Annotated in this window: 14 protein-coding genes; 9 read left to right on the top strand and 5 right to left on the bottom strand. The window is 54.4% G+C overall.

Translation table 11 applies throughout. The annotated features are described in order from the left end of the window. Window positions 1–15 precede the first annotated feature (15 nt). A complete protein-coding gene (locus M2305_RS01255) occupies window positions 16–2,283 on the bottom strand; it encodes a TonB-dependent hemoglobin/transferrin/lactoferrin family receptor (protein WP_338085675.1) in 2,268 nt (755 codons plus the stop codon). A 252-nt stretch (window positions 2,284–2,535) separates the two neighbouring features. Here M2305_RS01255 and M2305_RS01250 point away from each other — a divergent pair, with 252 nt between their 5' ends. The 9 genes from M2305_RS01250 to glpK all read left to right on the top strand — a co-directional run bounded on the left by M2305_RS01250 (window position 2,536) and on the right by glpK (window position 11,435). Then, window positions 2,536–3,159 carry a biliverdin-producing heme oxygenase gene (locus tag M2305_RS01250; RefSeq protein WP_264648350.1) on the top strand — a complete coding sequence of 208 codons (624 nt, stop codon included), beginning with the start codon at window positions 2,536–2,538 and terminating at the stop codon, window positions 3,157–3,159. Window positions 3,160–3,236: 77 nt separating this feature from the next. Next, window positions 3,237–4,151: a heme/hemin ABC transporter substrate-binding protein gene (locus M2305_RS01245; RefSeq protein ID WP_264648349.1), complete on the top strand. Its 915-nt coding sequence runs from the start codon at window positions 3,237–3,239 to the stop codon at window positions 4,149–4,151. A 5-nt stretch (window positions 4,152–4,156) separates the two neighbouring features. Beyond that, window positions 4,157–5,176, top strand: coding sequence for a FecCD family ABC transporter permease (locus M2305_RS01240; protein WP_264649914.1), 1,020 nt, complete (start codon window positions 4,157–4,159; stop codon window positions 5,174–5,176). Then, the gene (locus tag M2305_RS01235; RefSeq protein ID WP_264648348.1) at window positions 5,173–6,015 is read left to right on the top strand and encodes a heme ABC transporter ATP-binding protein; all 843 of its coding nucleotides are present in this window, start codon (window positions 5,173–5,175) and stop codon (window positions 6,013–6,015) included. Before M2305_RS01240 ends, M2305_RS01235 begins: the two co-directional genes overlap by 4 nt. Continuing rightward, on the top strand, window positions 6,000–6,314 hold the full coding sequence (locus M2305_RS01230) for an antibiotic biosynthesis monooxygenase family protein (protein ID WP_046899501.1): 315 nt from the start codon (window positions 6,000–6,002) through the stop codon (window positions 6,312–6,314). Before M2305_RS01235 ends, M2305_RS01230 begins: the two co-directional genes overlap by 16 nt. 121 nt (window positions 6,315–6,435) lie before the next feature. Further along, window positions 6,436–7,221, top strand: a complete 786-nt coding sequence (locus tag M2305_RS01225; protein ID WP_086633930.1) for a DeoR/GlpR family DNA-binding transcription regulator — start codon at window positions 6,436–6,438, stop codon at window positions 7,219–7,221. Between the two features lie 120 nt (window positions 7,222–7,341). After that, window positions 7,342–8,922 carry a glycerol-3-phosphate dehydrogenase gene (gene glpD, locus M2305_RS01220; protein WP_086633929.1) on the top strand — a complete coding sequence of 527 codons (1,581 nt, stop codon included), beginning with the start codon at window positions 7,342–7,344 and terminating at the stop codon, window positions 8,920–8,922. Window positions 8,923–8,956: 34 nt separating this feature from the next. Continuing rightward, window positions 8,957–9,859: an MIP/aquaporin family protein gene (locus tag M2305_RS01215; RefSeq protein WP_046899839.1), complete on the top strand. Its 903-nt coding sequence runs from the start codon at window positions 8,957–8,959 to the stop codon at window positions 9,857–9,859. A 25-nt stretch (window positions 9,860–9,884) separates the two neighbouring features. Further along, window positions 9,885–11,435: a glycerol kinase GlpK gene (glpK, locus tag M2305_RS01210; protein ID WP_202206729.1), complete on the top strand. Its 1,551-nt coding sequence runs from the start codon at window positions 9,885–9,887 to the stop codon at window positions 11,433–11,435. Window positions 11,436–11,531: 96 nt separating this feature from the next. On the opposite strand, the gene M2305_RS01205 is transcribed toward glpK, so the two are convergent. The 4 genes from M2305_RS01205 to M2305_RS01190 form a co-directional block, all read right to left on the bottom strand. Further along, on the bottom strand, window positions 11,532–11,993 hold the full coding sequence (locus tag M2305_RS01205) for a hypothetical protein (RefSeq protein ID WP_264648347.1): 462 nt from the start codon (window positions 11,991–11,993) through the stop codon (window positions 11,532–11,534). Window positions 11,994–12,103: 110 nt separating this feature from the next. After that, a complete protein-coding gene (locus M2305_RS01200; RefSeq protein ID WP_086633925.1) occupies window positions 12,104–12,349 on the bottom strand; it encodes a helix-turn-helix transcriptional regulator in 246 nt (81 codons plus the stop codon). Between the two features lie 52 nt (window positions 12,350–12,401). Next, window positions 12,402–13,895: a malate dehydrogenase (quinone) gene (gene mqo / locus M2305_RS01195; RefSeq protein ID WP_264648346.1), complete on the bottom strand. Its 1,494-nt coding sequence runs from the start codon at window positions 13,893–13,895 to the stop codon at window positions 12,402–12,404. Window positions 13,896–13,936: 41 nt separating this feature from the next. After that, window positions 13,937–15,355, bottom strand: coding sequence for an FAD-binding oxidoreductase (locus tag M2305_RS01190; protein ID WP_264648345.1), 1,419 nt, complete (start codon window positions 15,353–15,355; stop codon window positions 13,937–13,939). Window positions 15,356–15,407: the final 52 nt, after the last annotated feature.

Genomic DNA, 15,407 nt, shown 5'->3' with positions numbered 1-15,407 from the left:
ACTGGTTACTGACGTTTAGAAATTGATAAGCGTCGTGACTTTGAAGCTACGGCCAGGCTGTGTGTAATAGGACTTGGGAACACTGATGCTGTCAGGCACATCCAGTGCATTATAATAACGCTTGTTGAACATATTATACATTCCCGCCTGAACACGGAGGTTCGGGAAGAATTTCGGTGAGTACCAACCCGTTAAATCGAAGAGTGCATAACCCGGTGTCTTATTCACATTAGACGCCATGTTCTGCACCTTGTTGCGCGCCGCCGCGAATGTTGTGGAGAAATTCGCCCCCCAGTGCTCTCGGTTATAGGCAACGCCCACAATTCCGCGGAATGGTGCAACGGAGTTCAGGTGCACATGTTCATCGGTATCCTGGCCATCAGAATAGGCAAGGGATGTCCATACCTGCCAGTAATTGGCGAAAGTCCAGTTAGCGCGTGCTTCTACACCGTAGATACGGACATGCTGGCGATTAACGTATTCGAAAACACCAAACGGGTAATATCCGCCGATGCCAGCTGCTGCCGCCGTTGTTGTGATCGTATCGATGAAATTGTGATAGTAATTATCGAAGAACGAAACTGTGGCGCCGCGTTTGGAATCTCCATATCGCGCGCCAACTTCCCAGCCACGACTGGTTTCGGGTTTGAGGTTCTGGTTTCCGATTGAGACGTAGCTGCCTGTGCCGCCGTAGGTCAGATACATTTCTGTCGCAGACGGAGCACGGAAAGCCTGGGAGTATTGCCCATAAAGCGTGAGGTTTTTCAGGACCCGAGCTTCGACCAGAACCTTCGGGGAATAATGCGAGCCACTGGCTCCGTTTGGTGTGCCTTCATACGCTGCATTTTTGGTGTAGCTGGGCGTATCCTGCGGGCTACGTCTATAATGATCGAAGCGGAAGCCTGGTGTGACGTGCAGCCATTCCATTTTCCCGAAACCAATACGATCCTGAACAATTGCCCCGAGGTCAGTTCCATGAACGTCGGGCATATCAGACTGGTTTACATGCAGGAAGCTGCACGCATAAACCTGTGCCGTGCAATTATCGAGACCAGCAGCATACTGGCTTGTATCCGTGATGTAAGCTTCTCCGCCAAGGGTAATTACATGATGAAATGGGCCTGTGAAAACATTGGACGTGATTGAGCCCGTCGTTCCATAGGACTGAACAGCGAGATTACTGTCCCGATCATATTCGCCAATGGGCGATGTCAGACGATTGGCGGCTGTATCTGTGATTGAATTGACCTTCTGCCAGTAAGCAATGAGATGCGCTTCGCTGATAAAGGCTGTTGGCTTCTCAGATTTATAATCGTAGCTTCCGGAAACGCGCGTACGCTTGCTTTCTTCCAGTGTGTGATAGCGGCTGTATGTTGAGCTAATACTGCTCAGGGTGTTTTCGTTATAATTTCGATCAAATACTTCACCGGTTAAGCCGAAGCGATGACCGCCTTCCACGTATTGGTGAATTTTACCCAGGAAGTTGCCTTGCGTGTAGGAAGCGGGATCTTTGTCCGATCGTGTGGACCCAACGCCGCCTGTGCCGCCCATATTTCCGGTTTGGCTGCCGGTTTGATAGCCGCCCTGAACCAAAATCATTGTGTTATGATAACGTCCGGCAAGGGCCTGATTGAGATATCCACTCTCGCTGGACCCGTCATATGTCAGTTTGGTCAGTCCGCCGTAGGCTTTGTTGCCTGTCAGAAGGTCTTCCGGGTCAAGTGTCTTGAGTGAAACAACGCCGCCGAGCGCACCTGTCCCGAAAAAGCCAGAGTTCGCGTTTTTGACAATGTCGATCGAGCCAAGAGAATTAAAATCATAGGATGAAACACCACCACTGACACCACGTGCGCCGTCATTCGCCCAGATTGTTCGAATGCCGTCTATGGTGGTGAGAATGCGGTTCTGATCCAGCCCACGCATATTAATGCTGAGATTGTTATTGTTGTAATTCACTCCCGCGTCCACACGACGAGCATAGTCCGAAATGCTGTCAATCATGCGGGACTGAAGGGTTTTGAGCGTGGTCGTTGTAGTCATGACACGCGGCTTTCCGACGGCACTATAGTCCGCATCCGGATCAACCTTCATGGAATCAATGATGTCTGCAGCAGCCTGCCCTCGAACGTGGAGGGGCTTGAGCTGAACTGTAGGGGCTGCGCCGGTATGTGCTGGGATGCTGTCTGTTTTTGCATCAGTGACTTTCTCAGAGTCTTTGCTCGTCTGGGCTTGAGCAGATGATAAAGCTGCAAAAATGCAGACGAGCGCAGACGTTGCCAGCATGGACTGTCGCAGAAAACGTGTTGGACGAGCGCTTTGTCTGCTCATGGAAACTTACACCCTTAAATGAGAATTGTTCGCATCTAATGGCGATGGAATTTCATGGCGTCAATCTAAATGATAGTGATTCTCATTTTCATTGAAGCGGGTGGATGAATATGCCACACAGAGCCCGCGTCGACTCTTTCCTGTGGGGAAGGGAGCCAACGGTTCAGGCATTCATTTAAGCTGAGATTAAAAGGAGAAATGGCGGATATGAGCGCGTTTTTCACCGACAATACGCTTTCCCTGGCGCTACGGGAAAAGACAAAATCCATTCATGACCGGACCGATCATAAGATCATGTCCATGGGAATTTTTTCCAGTCTGGACGGGTATCGGATCTTTCTTCTGTCTCAGTATGTCTTCCTGAGAGATATGACAAATATTTACGAAAACGAAATGTTACGAAATCTTCTTCCCGATCTTGAGACACGCAACCGGTTTCCCTGGGTGGAAGCTGACATGCGTGATCTGGGTTTGGCAGCCCCAATGGCGCATCGTGGGAACGTGATTCCGTTCAACCCTTCGGTTGCCGTAGGTTGGCTATACGTTGCTGAAGGATCGAAGCTGGGCGCAAATATCCTGTCCAAGATGGCAATGTCTCTTGGGCTGACAGAAAGTTTCGGGGCGCGGCATCTGGCTCCTGCACCGGAAGGTCGGGGCCCGTCGTGGAAAACGTTTAAGGCGGCGATCGATAGTGCTGATCTGGATCGGGCGATTTGTGTTTCGGCAGCTGAGGAGGCTTTCGCCCGCTTCTCCAGTTGTCTGGATCAGATGGCCGCTCTGAACTCGGAGGAGATTTTCTCCACCAGTCAGAATGAAAGAGTTAGTCTTTAAATGAGAATGACTTTTGATTGCATGATATCGTATTTTTTTGGTGGCGAATGTCTGCTGATACGAGAAGGGCAGGGGCGATGAATAAATCAGGATTGGAACGCCGCAATTTTCTTGCATTGGTTTGTGCCAGTGCTTTGACGCCATCCTGCCTGCATGCAGCAACCCGGACGGTGGCGGACAATCGCGGTCGTCAGGTTGTTCTGGGAGCCGCTTCCAGAATTGCCTGCATCGGGGGAACGATTACCGAGACGCTTTATCGTCTTGGTGCAGCCGATCAAATTGTCGCCGTTGATACGACTTCGACTTGGCCGGAAGCTGCACTGAAAGAAAAAAAATCTCTGGGCTATATGCGGGCCATCTCCTCGGAAGGGGTTTTATCCGTCAAGCCGGATCTCATTCTTGCGATGGACGCAGCAGGCCCAGCCGATGCCATGTCTCAGTTGGTGGCGTCAGGTATTCCCATTGTGTTCGTAGATTCAACGCCTTCGCCCGATGCTATTATTGGCCGGACGCAGTTTCTGGCAAAAGTTGTGAACCGTGAGCAGGCGGGCACGCAGCTTGCTCAGGATATTCAGCAGAAGTTTTCTGCTCTTAAAGACTGGCGCGACACACATGCTGCGTCACCGCGCGTCCTGTTTATTATGCGCATGACGAATAACCGTCCGCTCGCGGCAGGGCGGGGCACGGCTGCCGATGCCGTTATCCGGCTTGCAGGAGGCGTCAATGTTGGGGCGGATCTGCAGGGCTACAAGCTTTTGAACACAGAATCCCTTGTAACCCTTAAGCCCGATATCATTCTCACAATGAACCAGGGGGGCGAGGATATCCGCAAAGCTCTCTTGAGCGATCCCGGATTTAGTTTGACGCCAGCGGGGCAGAAAAAAGCCATTGTGGAAATGGAAGGGGAGCGCCTTCTGGGATTTGGTCCGAGAACGCCCGAAGCTGCGCTGGATCTGGCACGACTGATGGCGAAAGCGGAGCATCCTGCGTGAGGGCAATGCGCGTGCATGCGGGCTGGATCTTACTATCGCTTCTGCCGCTGCTAATTCTTGTCATGCTGGTCGCAGTCGAGGTTGGTGCAAGCGGGGCAGGCATTGGTACGCTCCTGCATGCACCTGACGTTGCAACCAGAAACCTGGCCTGGATGGTGATCGCGCATATTCGTGCACCACGTGTTGTTCTTGCCGCCATGGCTGGTGCAGCTCTGGGGGCCGCGGGTGCAACGATGCAGGGGCTTTTCCGGAATCCATTGGCTGATCCGGGGTTGATTGGCGTATCTTCCGGGGCCGCTCTGGCTGCTTCGTGCGTCATCGTACTGGACGTTGATATGGCTCAGTCAGGGTTTCTAAACGGTTGGGCCGTGCCTTTGGCTGGAATGCTGGGCAGCTTTCTCGTCACACTCCTTCTTTACGTCTTTGCGACCCGCGCTGGCATCACCTCTGTCACGACTGTTCTGTTGGCTGGCGTCGCGTTCGGAGCTTTTTCTGGCGCATTGACGGGCATTCTCATTTTTCGCGCCAACGACACGGCGCTGCGAGATCTGACGTTCTGGACTCTTGGAAGTTTCTCAGGGGCAAATTGGGAACGTATTGGCCTGCTCTCGCCATTTCTTGTCCTTGCAGGCGTGATTGCGACACGTCTCGCTGTTCCTCTGAATGCCATGCTTCTTGGTGAAGCGGATGCTGCTTTGATGGGGTATCCTGTCGAGCGGACAAAACGGCTGGCAATGCTGGGGGTGGCTGCGTCCGTTGGGCCGGTAGTCGCGTTTGTGGGCGCTATTGGTTTTGTTGGCGTTGTGGTTCCTCACCTTGTGAGGTTGGTCACCGGTCCAGACCACCGTCTGGTTCTGCCTGGGAGCGCTCTTCTTGGGGCTATTCTTCTCACTGCGGCTGATACGATTGCCAGACTGGTTGCGGCTCCTGCGGAACTGCCTGTTGGCATAATTACCGCAGCACTCGGAACCCCGGTCTTTGTCTGGCTTTTGAGCCGCATTCATGGAGCGGACATTCCATCATGACACTGGAAATTCAGAACGCCTCAGCCAGAGCGGGTGGTCGTGAGATTGTTCACAATCTTGATCTGGCGCTCGCGGCCGGAGAAATCGTTGCTGTTGTAGGGCCTAACGGCGCGGGCAAAAGTACGCTCCTGAAGCTTGCATGCGGCTTGATGCCGCTGCATGGCGGTGAGATCCGCTTTGATGGCTCAAAAATTGGATCGCTTTCTGCGGGCGAACTTTCTCGCCGCCGGGCGCTCTTGCCCCAGGAATGTCCGATGCGCGCGCGCTTCACGGCGCTGGAACTGGTTCTTATGGGAACAGCTATTTCGGGGCAGGGCCGCCCGATGGCTGAGCGTGTTGCGATTGCACAGGACACGCTAGATCGCGTCGGGCTATCATCGTTCATGGAACGCGACATTATGACGCTATCCGGCGGAGAAAGGCAGCGCGTTCACCTTGCGCGAGTGCTGGCACAGCTTGAGGCCGCAGCCCGGAACGGTGCGCCCGGCTGTCTGTTGCTGGATGAACCTTTGTCCGCACAGGATATGGCACGGCAGCGCCTCATTCTTCAGATTGCAAAGATGCATGCGGCGCATGGTGGAAGCGTGTTGCTGGTTCTTCATGATCTGAACTGGGCTGCGGCCTGTGCCGATCGTATCGTCGTTATGCATCAGGGGCGGATACAGTCACACGGTCTCCCCGGTGACATCCTGACTTCTGAACTCCTCCACGACGTTTTTGGGATTCCTGATGGCTGCATTCATCAACATTGCAGCACGGGGCGTCCGTTCATTGTTCCGCATGATCTCGTCATGCCGGAAGATATCAACAAGAGAGAGACACCATGTATATTGCAATGAATCGCTTCAAGGTACGGCCTGATAGTGAAGATGCTTTTCGGCAGCGCTGGCTGGAGCGGGAAGTCCTGCTGAAGACAGTCCCGGGATTTGTCAGTTTTCAATTCCTGCAGGGGCCAGCCAAAGAAGATCACGTTCTTTATGCGTCTCATACGGTCTGGGAATCTTATGAGGCTTTTGTTGGTTGGACACAGTCTGAGCAGTTCCGCGCTGCTCATGCCGGCGCCGGACAAGGCAAAGTGTTGACCGTGGGGCCGCCAGTCTTTGAAGGCTTCAAGGTTCTTCAGAATATTGAAATCTGAAACGTCTTTGATGGTGGAGTGATTAAAAAGCGCCACGGGGTCTGTCGCTGACAAAGTTCGTGATTGCGCGTTTTTGTTCGTGTTGTCACACTGTCCTGGAAATCATTTCAGGTCAGTGTGCATGAGCAACCCCACCATCAGGATCAACCCTCGTCAGGAACAGATCATCCGACTGGTTCGCAGTCAGGGCTATGTGTCGAACGAAGACATGGCACAGCAGTTCGATGTGGCGGTTCAAACCATTCGGCGGGATATTGGGTTTCTGGCAGAGCAGGGGCTTCTGACCCGACATCACGGTGGAGCAACACCGAACTCAACCATTGAAAATATCGCCTACAATGAACGGCAGATTCTGAACCTGAAGGCCAAGGATGCGATCGGCCATTGCGCGGCGTCTCTTATTCCTGACCGTTCGTCCCTATTTATTAATATTGGTACGACAACCGAGGCTTTTGCCCGGTCTCTGGGTGGACATCGTGACCTAAGGGTCGTGACTAACAACCTGCATGTTGCGTCTCTTATTTCCGGAAGACCTGATTTTAGAACCGTGATTGCAGCGGGAGAGCTCCGTCCCAAGGATGGGGCAATTCTGGGTGCTGCTGCGATTGAGACTCTGGATTCTTTTCGGACAGAGTTCGGCGTCATCGGTATCAGCGGTATCGCAGATGACGGGACACTGCTGGATTTTGACCTGAATGAAATTCAGTGTGCCCGTACGATTATCCGAAATTCTCGCCGTGTTCTGCTGCTGGCAGATCATACAAAATTCAGTCGGCAGCCCATGGGGCGCGTGGGTGGACTGGCAGATATTGACGATCTGATTACCGATCGCCCTGTCTCGGACGCATTTCAGGCGCTGCTGGAAGCGGCAAATGTGACGCTACATATCGCTCAAACATCACAGTAGTGCGCGAAAAAAAGAACACTAATCTGTTATAAACCGAAGATCCCTCTTTACTTTATCGTTCAATATGCGCGAAAACGAACATCGGATGCTCGTTTTGGAGCGTGGTGGCAGGAGATTGTTATGTCATCGATTCGTGAAGTTTCGCCTTCAAGTCCGCAAAGCGCGCCTTATGACGTGCTTGTGGTCGGTGGGGGCATCAACGGCTGCGGCATTGCCCGAGATGCCGCAGGCCGTGGTGCGAAGGTTATCCTTGTCGAGCAGGATGACCTTGCAAGCCATACGTCTTCTGCCAGCACCAAGCTGATCCACGGTGGTCTGCGGTATCTGGAATATTACGAGTTCCGGCTGGTGCGTGAGGCTCTGATTGAGCGTGAGCGTCTGTTAAAGATTGCGCCGCACATCATCTGGCCGATGCGTTTTGTTCTGCCGCACTCCAAGATGCTGCGTCCTGCCTGGCTGCTACGGACAGGCCTGTTCCTGTACGATCACCTTTGCACGACCATGACGTTGCCGAAAACGCGCGCGGTGAACCTCCGTACGGACGTGACAGGGCGCCCGCTCAAGAGCGAATACGTGCGTGGGTTCGAATATTCCGATGGCTGGGTCCAGGACAGTCGTCTGGTTGTGCTCAATGCCATGGATGCCATCCGTCTAGGGGCCTCCATCAACACGCGCACCAAACTTGTAAAAGCTGAGCGTGGGCCACAGCTCTGGACCGCAACGCTTCTTGACCGCGACAGTGGTGAAGAGCGGACAGTTCAGGCCAAGACCATTGTGAATGCAGCTGGACCATGGGTCGCAGAGCTTCTTCAGGATCGTGTTGGCGTGCAGAGCCGGAACAAGGTGCGTCTCGTCAAGGGAAGCCATATTGTGGTGCCGCGCCTGTTCGAGAGCAAGCAGGCTTATATCCTGCAAAATCCGGACAAGCGGATTGTGTTCGCGATCCCATACGAGCAGGATTTCACGCTCATCGGCACGACGGACGTTCCCTGGGAGCAGGACCCTGGCAAGGTTGAAATCTCGGCAGATGAAATCAAGTATCTTTGCGAAAGCGTCAGCCGCTATTTCCAAAAGTCAGTCAGCCCGGATGATGTGGTCTGGACGTATGCCGGTGTTCGTCCGCTTTATGACGACAACTCTGGTAATGCCTCCGCTGTAACGCGTGACTACGTGCTGGATGTTGATGCGTCTGGTGCACCGATCCTGTCTGTTTTTGGCGGCAAGATCACAACGTTCCGCAAGCTGGCCGAGCATGCACTTGAGAAGCTGGTTCCACATCTTCCTGTGCTGGGCGGTCCATCCTGGACTGCTGAGACGCCACTGCCTGGTGGTGATTTTGCACCGGCTGATTTTGACCGCCAGGTGGCGAAGCTGCAGGCGTATGCGCCTCATCTGGCCCCTTACACAGCGTGGCGGCTCATGCGGAATTACGGTTTGCGGGCGTTTGATATCGCTACGCAGGCAGAAGCCGATATGGGGCAGTGGTTCGGCAAGACACTGAGTGCGCGCGAAGTCGATTATCTGATCGACAACGAATGGGCACGGTCTGCGCAGGACGTGCTGTGGCGCCGCTCGAAGCTGGGTCTGTTCATGACCGATGCCGAGAAAGCCGCACTCCAGACCTATATCGAGGAGCGTGCCGGAACAGAACGTTCGGCTGGCTCCGAGACCTCCGGAACATGGCGGCAGGACGTCGCCTGATCTTTCCTTCAATTCTCATGTCGGACATCCGGTCATGTCAGAGAATAAACGCTACCTTGGTGAACTCCTTGCTGAGTTCTTTGCTGTCGCCATCATCATTCTCTTCGGAGATGGCGTCGCTGCCATGTATTCGCTTTACGATCCCAGCCCGTACAAGACGGCGTACTGGGGCGTCTGTATCGTCTGGGGACTGTCCGTTACGGTTGCGATTTACGCGACCGGGGCAGTCAGCGGCACGCACGCCAACCCGGCTGTGACGCTCTCACTTGCGCTCTTCCGTGGGTTCTCATGGAAGAAGGTCGTACCCTACATTGGTGCTCAGGTTCTGGGTGGTCTGGCGGGCGCGGCACTCGTGTACTCGCTCTATGTGCCGGTCATTGACCACTACAATGCGGCCCATGGCCTAACGCGTGCACTGGATGGCGGCTCTGCTGGTGTGTTCTTCACGCATCCGGGCGATTTCATCAGTGTCGCTCATGCGTTTTGGGATGAGGCTGTTCTGACCGGTATTCTGGTGTTCGGTATTTTCGCCGTGACCTGCCAGTACAATACGCAGGCTCCGCAGGCGAATTCCGGTGCGCTGATCATTGGTCTTCTCGTTGCTATTATTGGTGCGTCTGCCGGGTATCTGGAAGCCTGGGCCATCAATCCGGCTCGTGACTTTGGTCCACGCCTGTTCTGCTTCTTTGCAGGGTGGGGGCAGGCTGCCATTCCGGCTCCGTCCAACTACTGGTGGGTGCCCATTGCAGCGCCAATGGTCGGTGGTCCGATTGGTGCCGCGATCTACCAGTATGGTCTTCGCCCCTTCATGCCTCGGATTTCTGTGGTAGCATCTGCGCCATCATCTGAAGCGCTAAACCTAGCCGAGCCTGTGCTCGTCGTTTCGAACCCTTCCGTACCTGCCTCGACAGGTCCCGTCATCGACAAGGTCTCTTGATCTGTCCGTTTCCGGAGTAAGTAGCATGGCAAAGAAAGACTACATTCTCGCGATCGATCAGGGCACGACATCGACCCGCAGTATTGTTTTCGACAGCAATGCACGCGCCGTGTCCATTTCACGTAGCGAATTCCCCCAGCACTATCCTGAGCTGGGTTGGGTCGAGCATGACGTGGAAGATATCTGGGAAGACGTTCTCGAGACGGCGCGTGAAGCGATTTCCACGGCTGGTGGTGTTGGGCGGATTGCTGCGATTGGCATTACCAATCAGCGCGAAACAGTCGTGGTCTGGGACCGCAAGACCGGCAAGCCCATTCATAATGCGCTTGTCTGGCAGGATCGCCGGACGGCTCAGGAATGCAATCGCCTGCGTGAGCAGGGCGCCGAAGAAATTGTGCGTGATAAGACTGGCCTTCTGCTGGACCCGTATTTCTCAGCAAGCAAGATTGCCTGGCTTCTTGATAACGTTGCAGGTGCCCGCAAGCGCGCTGAAGCAGGGGAACTGGCTGCAGGCACGATCGACAGCTTCCTTCTGTGGCGTCTGACGGGTGGCAAACGCCATGCAACCGACATCACGAATGCCTGCCGCACCTCACTGTTCAACATTCACACCCTTCAGTGGGATGATGAACTGCTGAACCTGTTCAATGTGCCTCGTGCGCTTCTGCCTGAAGTCCAGGATAACAGCGGCCTGTTTGGCAAAACAGAGCCTGACCTGTTTGGTGAATCCATCGTGATCGGTGGTATGGCGGGTGACCAGCATGCTGCTCTGATCGGGCAGGCCTGTTTTGAAGAAGGCATGGCGAAAGCGACCTATGGTACGGGCTGCTTCATGCTCCTGAACACAGGCGAGAAGCCAATTCAGTCCAATAACCGTCTGCTGACGACCATTGGTTACCGGATTGGCAATAAGACGACCTATGCTCTCGAAGGATCCATCTTCGTGGCAGGCGCCGGCATCAAGTGGCTGCGTGATGGTCTGCAACTGATCACGCATGCGTCACAGACCGATGATATGGCAACCCGTATTCCGGACAGCCATGGCGTTTACATGGTGCCAGCTTTTGTTGGGCTTGGCGCGCCACATTGGGATCCTGAAGCACGCGGCATGATCTGTGGTCTCACGCTGGGCTCGACGCAGGCACATATTGCCCGTGCGATGCTGGAATCTGTTGCGTACCAGACCTATGACCTCGTTCACGCCATGCGTCAGGACGGTGCGATGCGGGCCAAGACGTTGCGTATTGACGGTGGCATGGCCGCTAACGACTGGTTCGCCCAGTTCCTCGCCAGCATGCTCAAGGCCGATGTGGAGCGCCCTGTAAACGTTGAGACCACGGCCGTTGGCGCTGCTTTCCTTGCCGGGTTGTATGTTGGTGTCTGGGGTAGCCTGGAAGAAGTTGCGGCAACCTGGGCGCAGGAGCGTCTGTTCTCGCCGCGTATGGATCCTGCACAGCGCCGCATCATGCTGGACGGCTGGCAGAATGCAGTTCAGCGCACCCTGACGCCGCATGCAGCGAGTGCTGCCCCAGTGCGCGCCAGCAAGCCAAAGGTTGATACAGTTCAGGCAGCCTGACCGCTCTTCAGGTCTGCTTGATATGGCCGGTCTATTCGTCGGGGGACGAAGGCCGGCCTTTTTTATGTTTTGGGCTTGCCAGGAAAAACTGGAATTTCAGGCGGCATCCGGTGATGATGGCTGATCGCGTTCCAGCCAGGCGAGTGTGCCAATTTGTGCTGCCGACGCGAGGATCACAAGATAATTCAGGCAGAGGAAAGTTTGAGTAATGAGGCTGATTGTTTTCAGTTGGCTCAGCTGAAACTGGTCATGAATGAGCGTAAAAGCCAGTAACAGAGGCATAATGACAGCTCCTGCACTCATCACGATGAGGGCAGAGTTTCGGCATATCAGGATGGTTTGCTGCTCTCGTTCATCCCTGTCCCAAGCACTCAGTCTGTATAAAGGATGCTGCAGTTTTATCCGGGCGCAAATATTTAAAAGAAACGTTCCGCTGATGAAGAATACTGACATCATCCAGCCGGGGCTCAGCAGGAATATTGCGCTTAGAAAAAGTATGGTCGCGCAGACTGCAATCGTGACAGGTTTCCAGAGGGGAATTGTGCTTGTCGGTGACACGGGTGTCCCGTCTGGAAACAGTCCCCCAAGCCAGAAAACAGGACGGCCAATGATATTGGCTACATTGTCCATGACGCTGAAAAATTTGTCAGTGGGGCGAGGAGAGAATGTCACTGTTTTCCAGCCTCCATGCGCGCGCGCATCTGTTCGACAAGTGAATCAAATGGCGTCAGAGAGAAAACCATTTCGACCTCTGCTTCCAGAACCGCACAGATCTTCATCGCGAGTTCCAGACTGGGTTTGTAATCGCCGCGTTCCAGATAGCCGATCGTCTGGGGGTTAACCTTTACGGCTTCAGCGAGGTCTTTACGCGAAAGACCTCGTTCAGCCCGGAAAAGAGCAATACGGTTATGCATTAATGTTGTGTATACACAACGGATAGATGCTTTTCTACAATTTTAGACGCACTCAGGCATCAATATTCAAGGTAGCAGCGGTGTTCGTACGTAATTCGCGGCAAAGGGTAGCGTTCTGTTTCAGATCCACCCCATAGGCGGGAAAAATCACTTTAAGACGTGGCAGCCACTCATTTGAAGAAATCTTCTGAGGAAAGCATTTTTCCACGACTTGCAGAGCTACTGAGGCTGCGATGGATGCGCCCGGCGATGCACCGAGAATTGCAACAAGCGATTGATCGGAACTGCGGACCAGCTCTGTGCCGAAGCGCAGGACACCATGAAGGCCTTTGTCCGGCTTGATGATCTGAACACGCTGCCCAGCCACAATTTTCGTCCACTGGCTTTCATCAGCCTGCGGATAGAAGTTCAGAAGCGACTGGAAGCGCTTGTGGTCGCTCTGTGTTACTTCGCGCACCAGATAGTTCAGGAGCGACAGATTATCTTTGCCTGCGGTCATGGCTGGAATGATGTTGCTGCTGTTCAAGGAGTGGAAATAATCCATCCAGGAGCCGCTCTTGAGAAGTTTGGTGGAAAACCCCGCATACGGACCAAAAAGAAGGCAGGATTTCCCGTCGATCACCCGCGTATCCAGGTGTGGGACAGACATCGGCGGAGATCCGACGGGCGCTTTTCCATAAACCTTCGCATGATGGCGCTTTGTGATGGTAGGGTTGTTGCATTGCAGCCACAAGCCGCTCACTGGGAAGCCTGCGTATCGGCGTGCTTCAGGAATACCGGATTTCTGAAGGAGCGGCAGTGCTGCACCGCCTGCGCCGATAAATACAAACCGCGTCAGGACAGACCTGTGTGCCCCGGTTTGCATATTGACGGCAGTGACACGCCAACGACCATCAGTTGTTTTGGTCAGGTCCGTCACGCGATGACGATAAAAGCTGTGGAAGCCGGGGGCGGTCTGCAAGCCAGAGAGAAGGCTTCTGGTCAGGGCCCCGAAATCGATATCCGTTCCGCTTTTAATGCGGGTGGCCGCCACAGGAATAGACAGATCCCGACCTTCCATCGCAAGAGGGGCCCAACTCGCAATGACAGCAGGATCTTCGCTATATTCCATTCCGTCAAAGCAGTGATGGTTCGCCATGGCGGTGTGGCGCGCTTTAAGGAAAGCAACGTCAGCTTCACCCCAGACAAGACTGACATGAGGGCAGGCGTGAATGAACGTGCCCGGATCTGCAATGCGGCCGGTCCGTACCCAGTGCGCCCAGAGCTGGCGCGAAATATCGAACTCAGTGTTGACGGCGAGAGCCTTGGAAATATCCACGCTGCCATCTGCACGCTGCGGCGTGTAATTCAGTTCACAGTTTCCTGCGTGTCCGGTCCCGGCATTGTTCCAGGCCTTTGAACTTTCCTGCCCACACTGTTCAAGCGTTTCGAACAGCGTAATGGAGAGTTCGGGGGACAGTTCTTTGAGGAGGGCGGCGAACGTTGCGCTCATGATGCCGCCTCCAATCAGAACGACATCCGGGAGCGCGGCAGAAGCTGAAGACATTGCAGGCAGGGTCCGTAAAAGCAGAATTCAGAAGGGTTGTGTTATCCCCGATAAACGGGCCCGTTGGGAAGCAGCTTTCCCGGATTGAGAATATGGTGAGGGTCCATCGTATTCTTCAGTGCACGCATGACGCCGAGTGAGCCTTCACCGTGCTCCTGAGCCAAAAACTCCAGTTTCCCCAGTCCAACACCGTGCTCGCCACTACAGGAACCCCCGAGAGCCAGCGCCCGACCGACAATTTTCCGGTCTAGGTCCAGCGCTTGAGCATACCCTTCCGGGGAATGTTCGGTGATGATGAGCGTATGGAAATTTCCGTCTCCGACGTGGCCCAGAAGAGGGGCCTTAAGACCGGATGCGGCAATGTCGCTTGAGACACCGGCAATCAGCTCCCCCAGTCGTGAGATTGGAACAATGCAGTCTGTTGAGATGACCCGGGCGGTTGGATCGATGGCTTTTGCGGCCCAGTAGGCGTCATGGCGCGCTTTCCACAAACGTGCCCGGTCTTCCGCGCTCTCGGCCCAGGCAAAACCAAGCCCATTGTTTGCGAGAGCAATCTCCTGGGTCGCTGTCACCTGTTCCTGTACGGCAGCAGGCGCGCCTGCAAATTCAAAAAATAGCGTTGTCAGGGGGCGATAGCCGGTCAGTTTGGAGTATCGGATGGATGCATCCATCTGAACACTATCCATTAATTCCACACGGTTAATCGGAATGCCGCATTGGATGATTTCCATTGCAGTCTGAACAGCATCGTTCAAAGATTCAAATTGGCAAACTGCAGCGGAGAGGGTGTCAGGGCGGCCATGCAGTTTGAGCTGGATTTCCGTAATAATCCCGAGCGTGCCTTCAGAGCCGATGAAGAGGGACGTCAGATCATAACCGGTGGAAGATTTGCGGACGCGCCCTCCGGTTCGGATCACTTCGCCTGTTGCAAGCACGACAGTCAGACCCAGCACGTTTTCCTTCATCGTGCCATAGCGCACGGCTGCAGTTCCGGAAGCGCGGGTCGCGCACATGCCGCCTAGAGTGGCTTCACCGCCTGGATCGACGGGGAAGAAAAGTCCGGTATCGCGGATCTGTGTGTTGAGAGCCTGTCGGGTGAGACCAGCCTGTACACGGCAGTCCAGATCTTCCGGGTTCATCTCCACAATGCCGGTCATACGGGAGAGATCGAGGCTGATGGCGTGTTCTGGCGGTGTGACATGCCCTTCAACAGAAGTGCCAGCACCAAACGCGACTAAAGGAACGCGGGAGGCATGACATTCCTTCAGAACGGTTGAAACATCGTCCGTGCTTTCAGCGAAGATGACAGCTCCGGGCAGGCGAGCTGCTTCCATGGCTTCACCGTGACTATGTTCTTCCAGCACAGAAGGGGCCCTGCTGATCCGGCTGCCCAGCCGTGTTTCAAGCCGGGAGAGAACAGTGTGCAGGCGTTCTTCTGCGGAGGGGGAAAGAACTGTCATGGAATATCCGAAATGAAAAATCTTCAATTTTGTAAAATTATTATAAATCCGA

The sequence above is a fragment of the Gluconobacter cerinus genome (assembly GCF_025961355.1).
Classification (GTDB): Bacteria; Pseudomonadota; Alphaproteobacteria; order Acetobacterales; family Acetobacteraceae; genus Gluconobacter; species Gluconobacter cerinus.
This window is presented reverse-complemented; position numbering and strand designations above follow the sequence as displayed.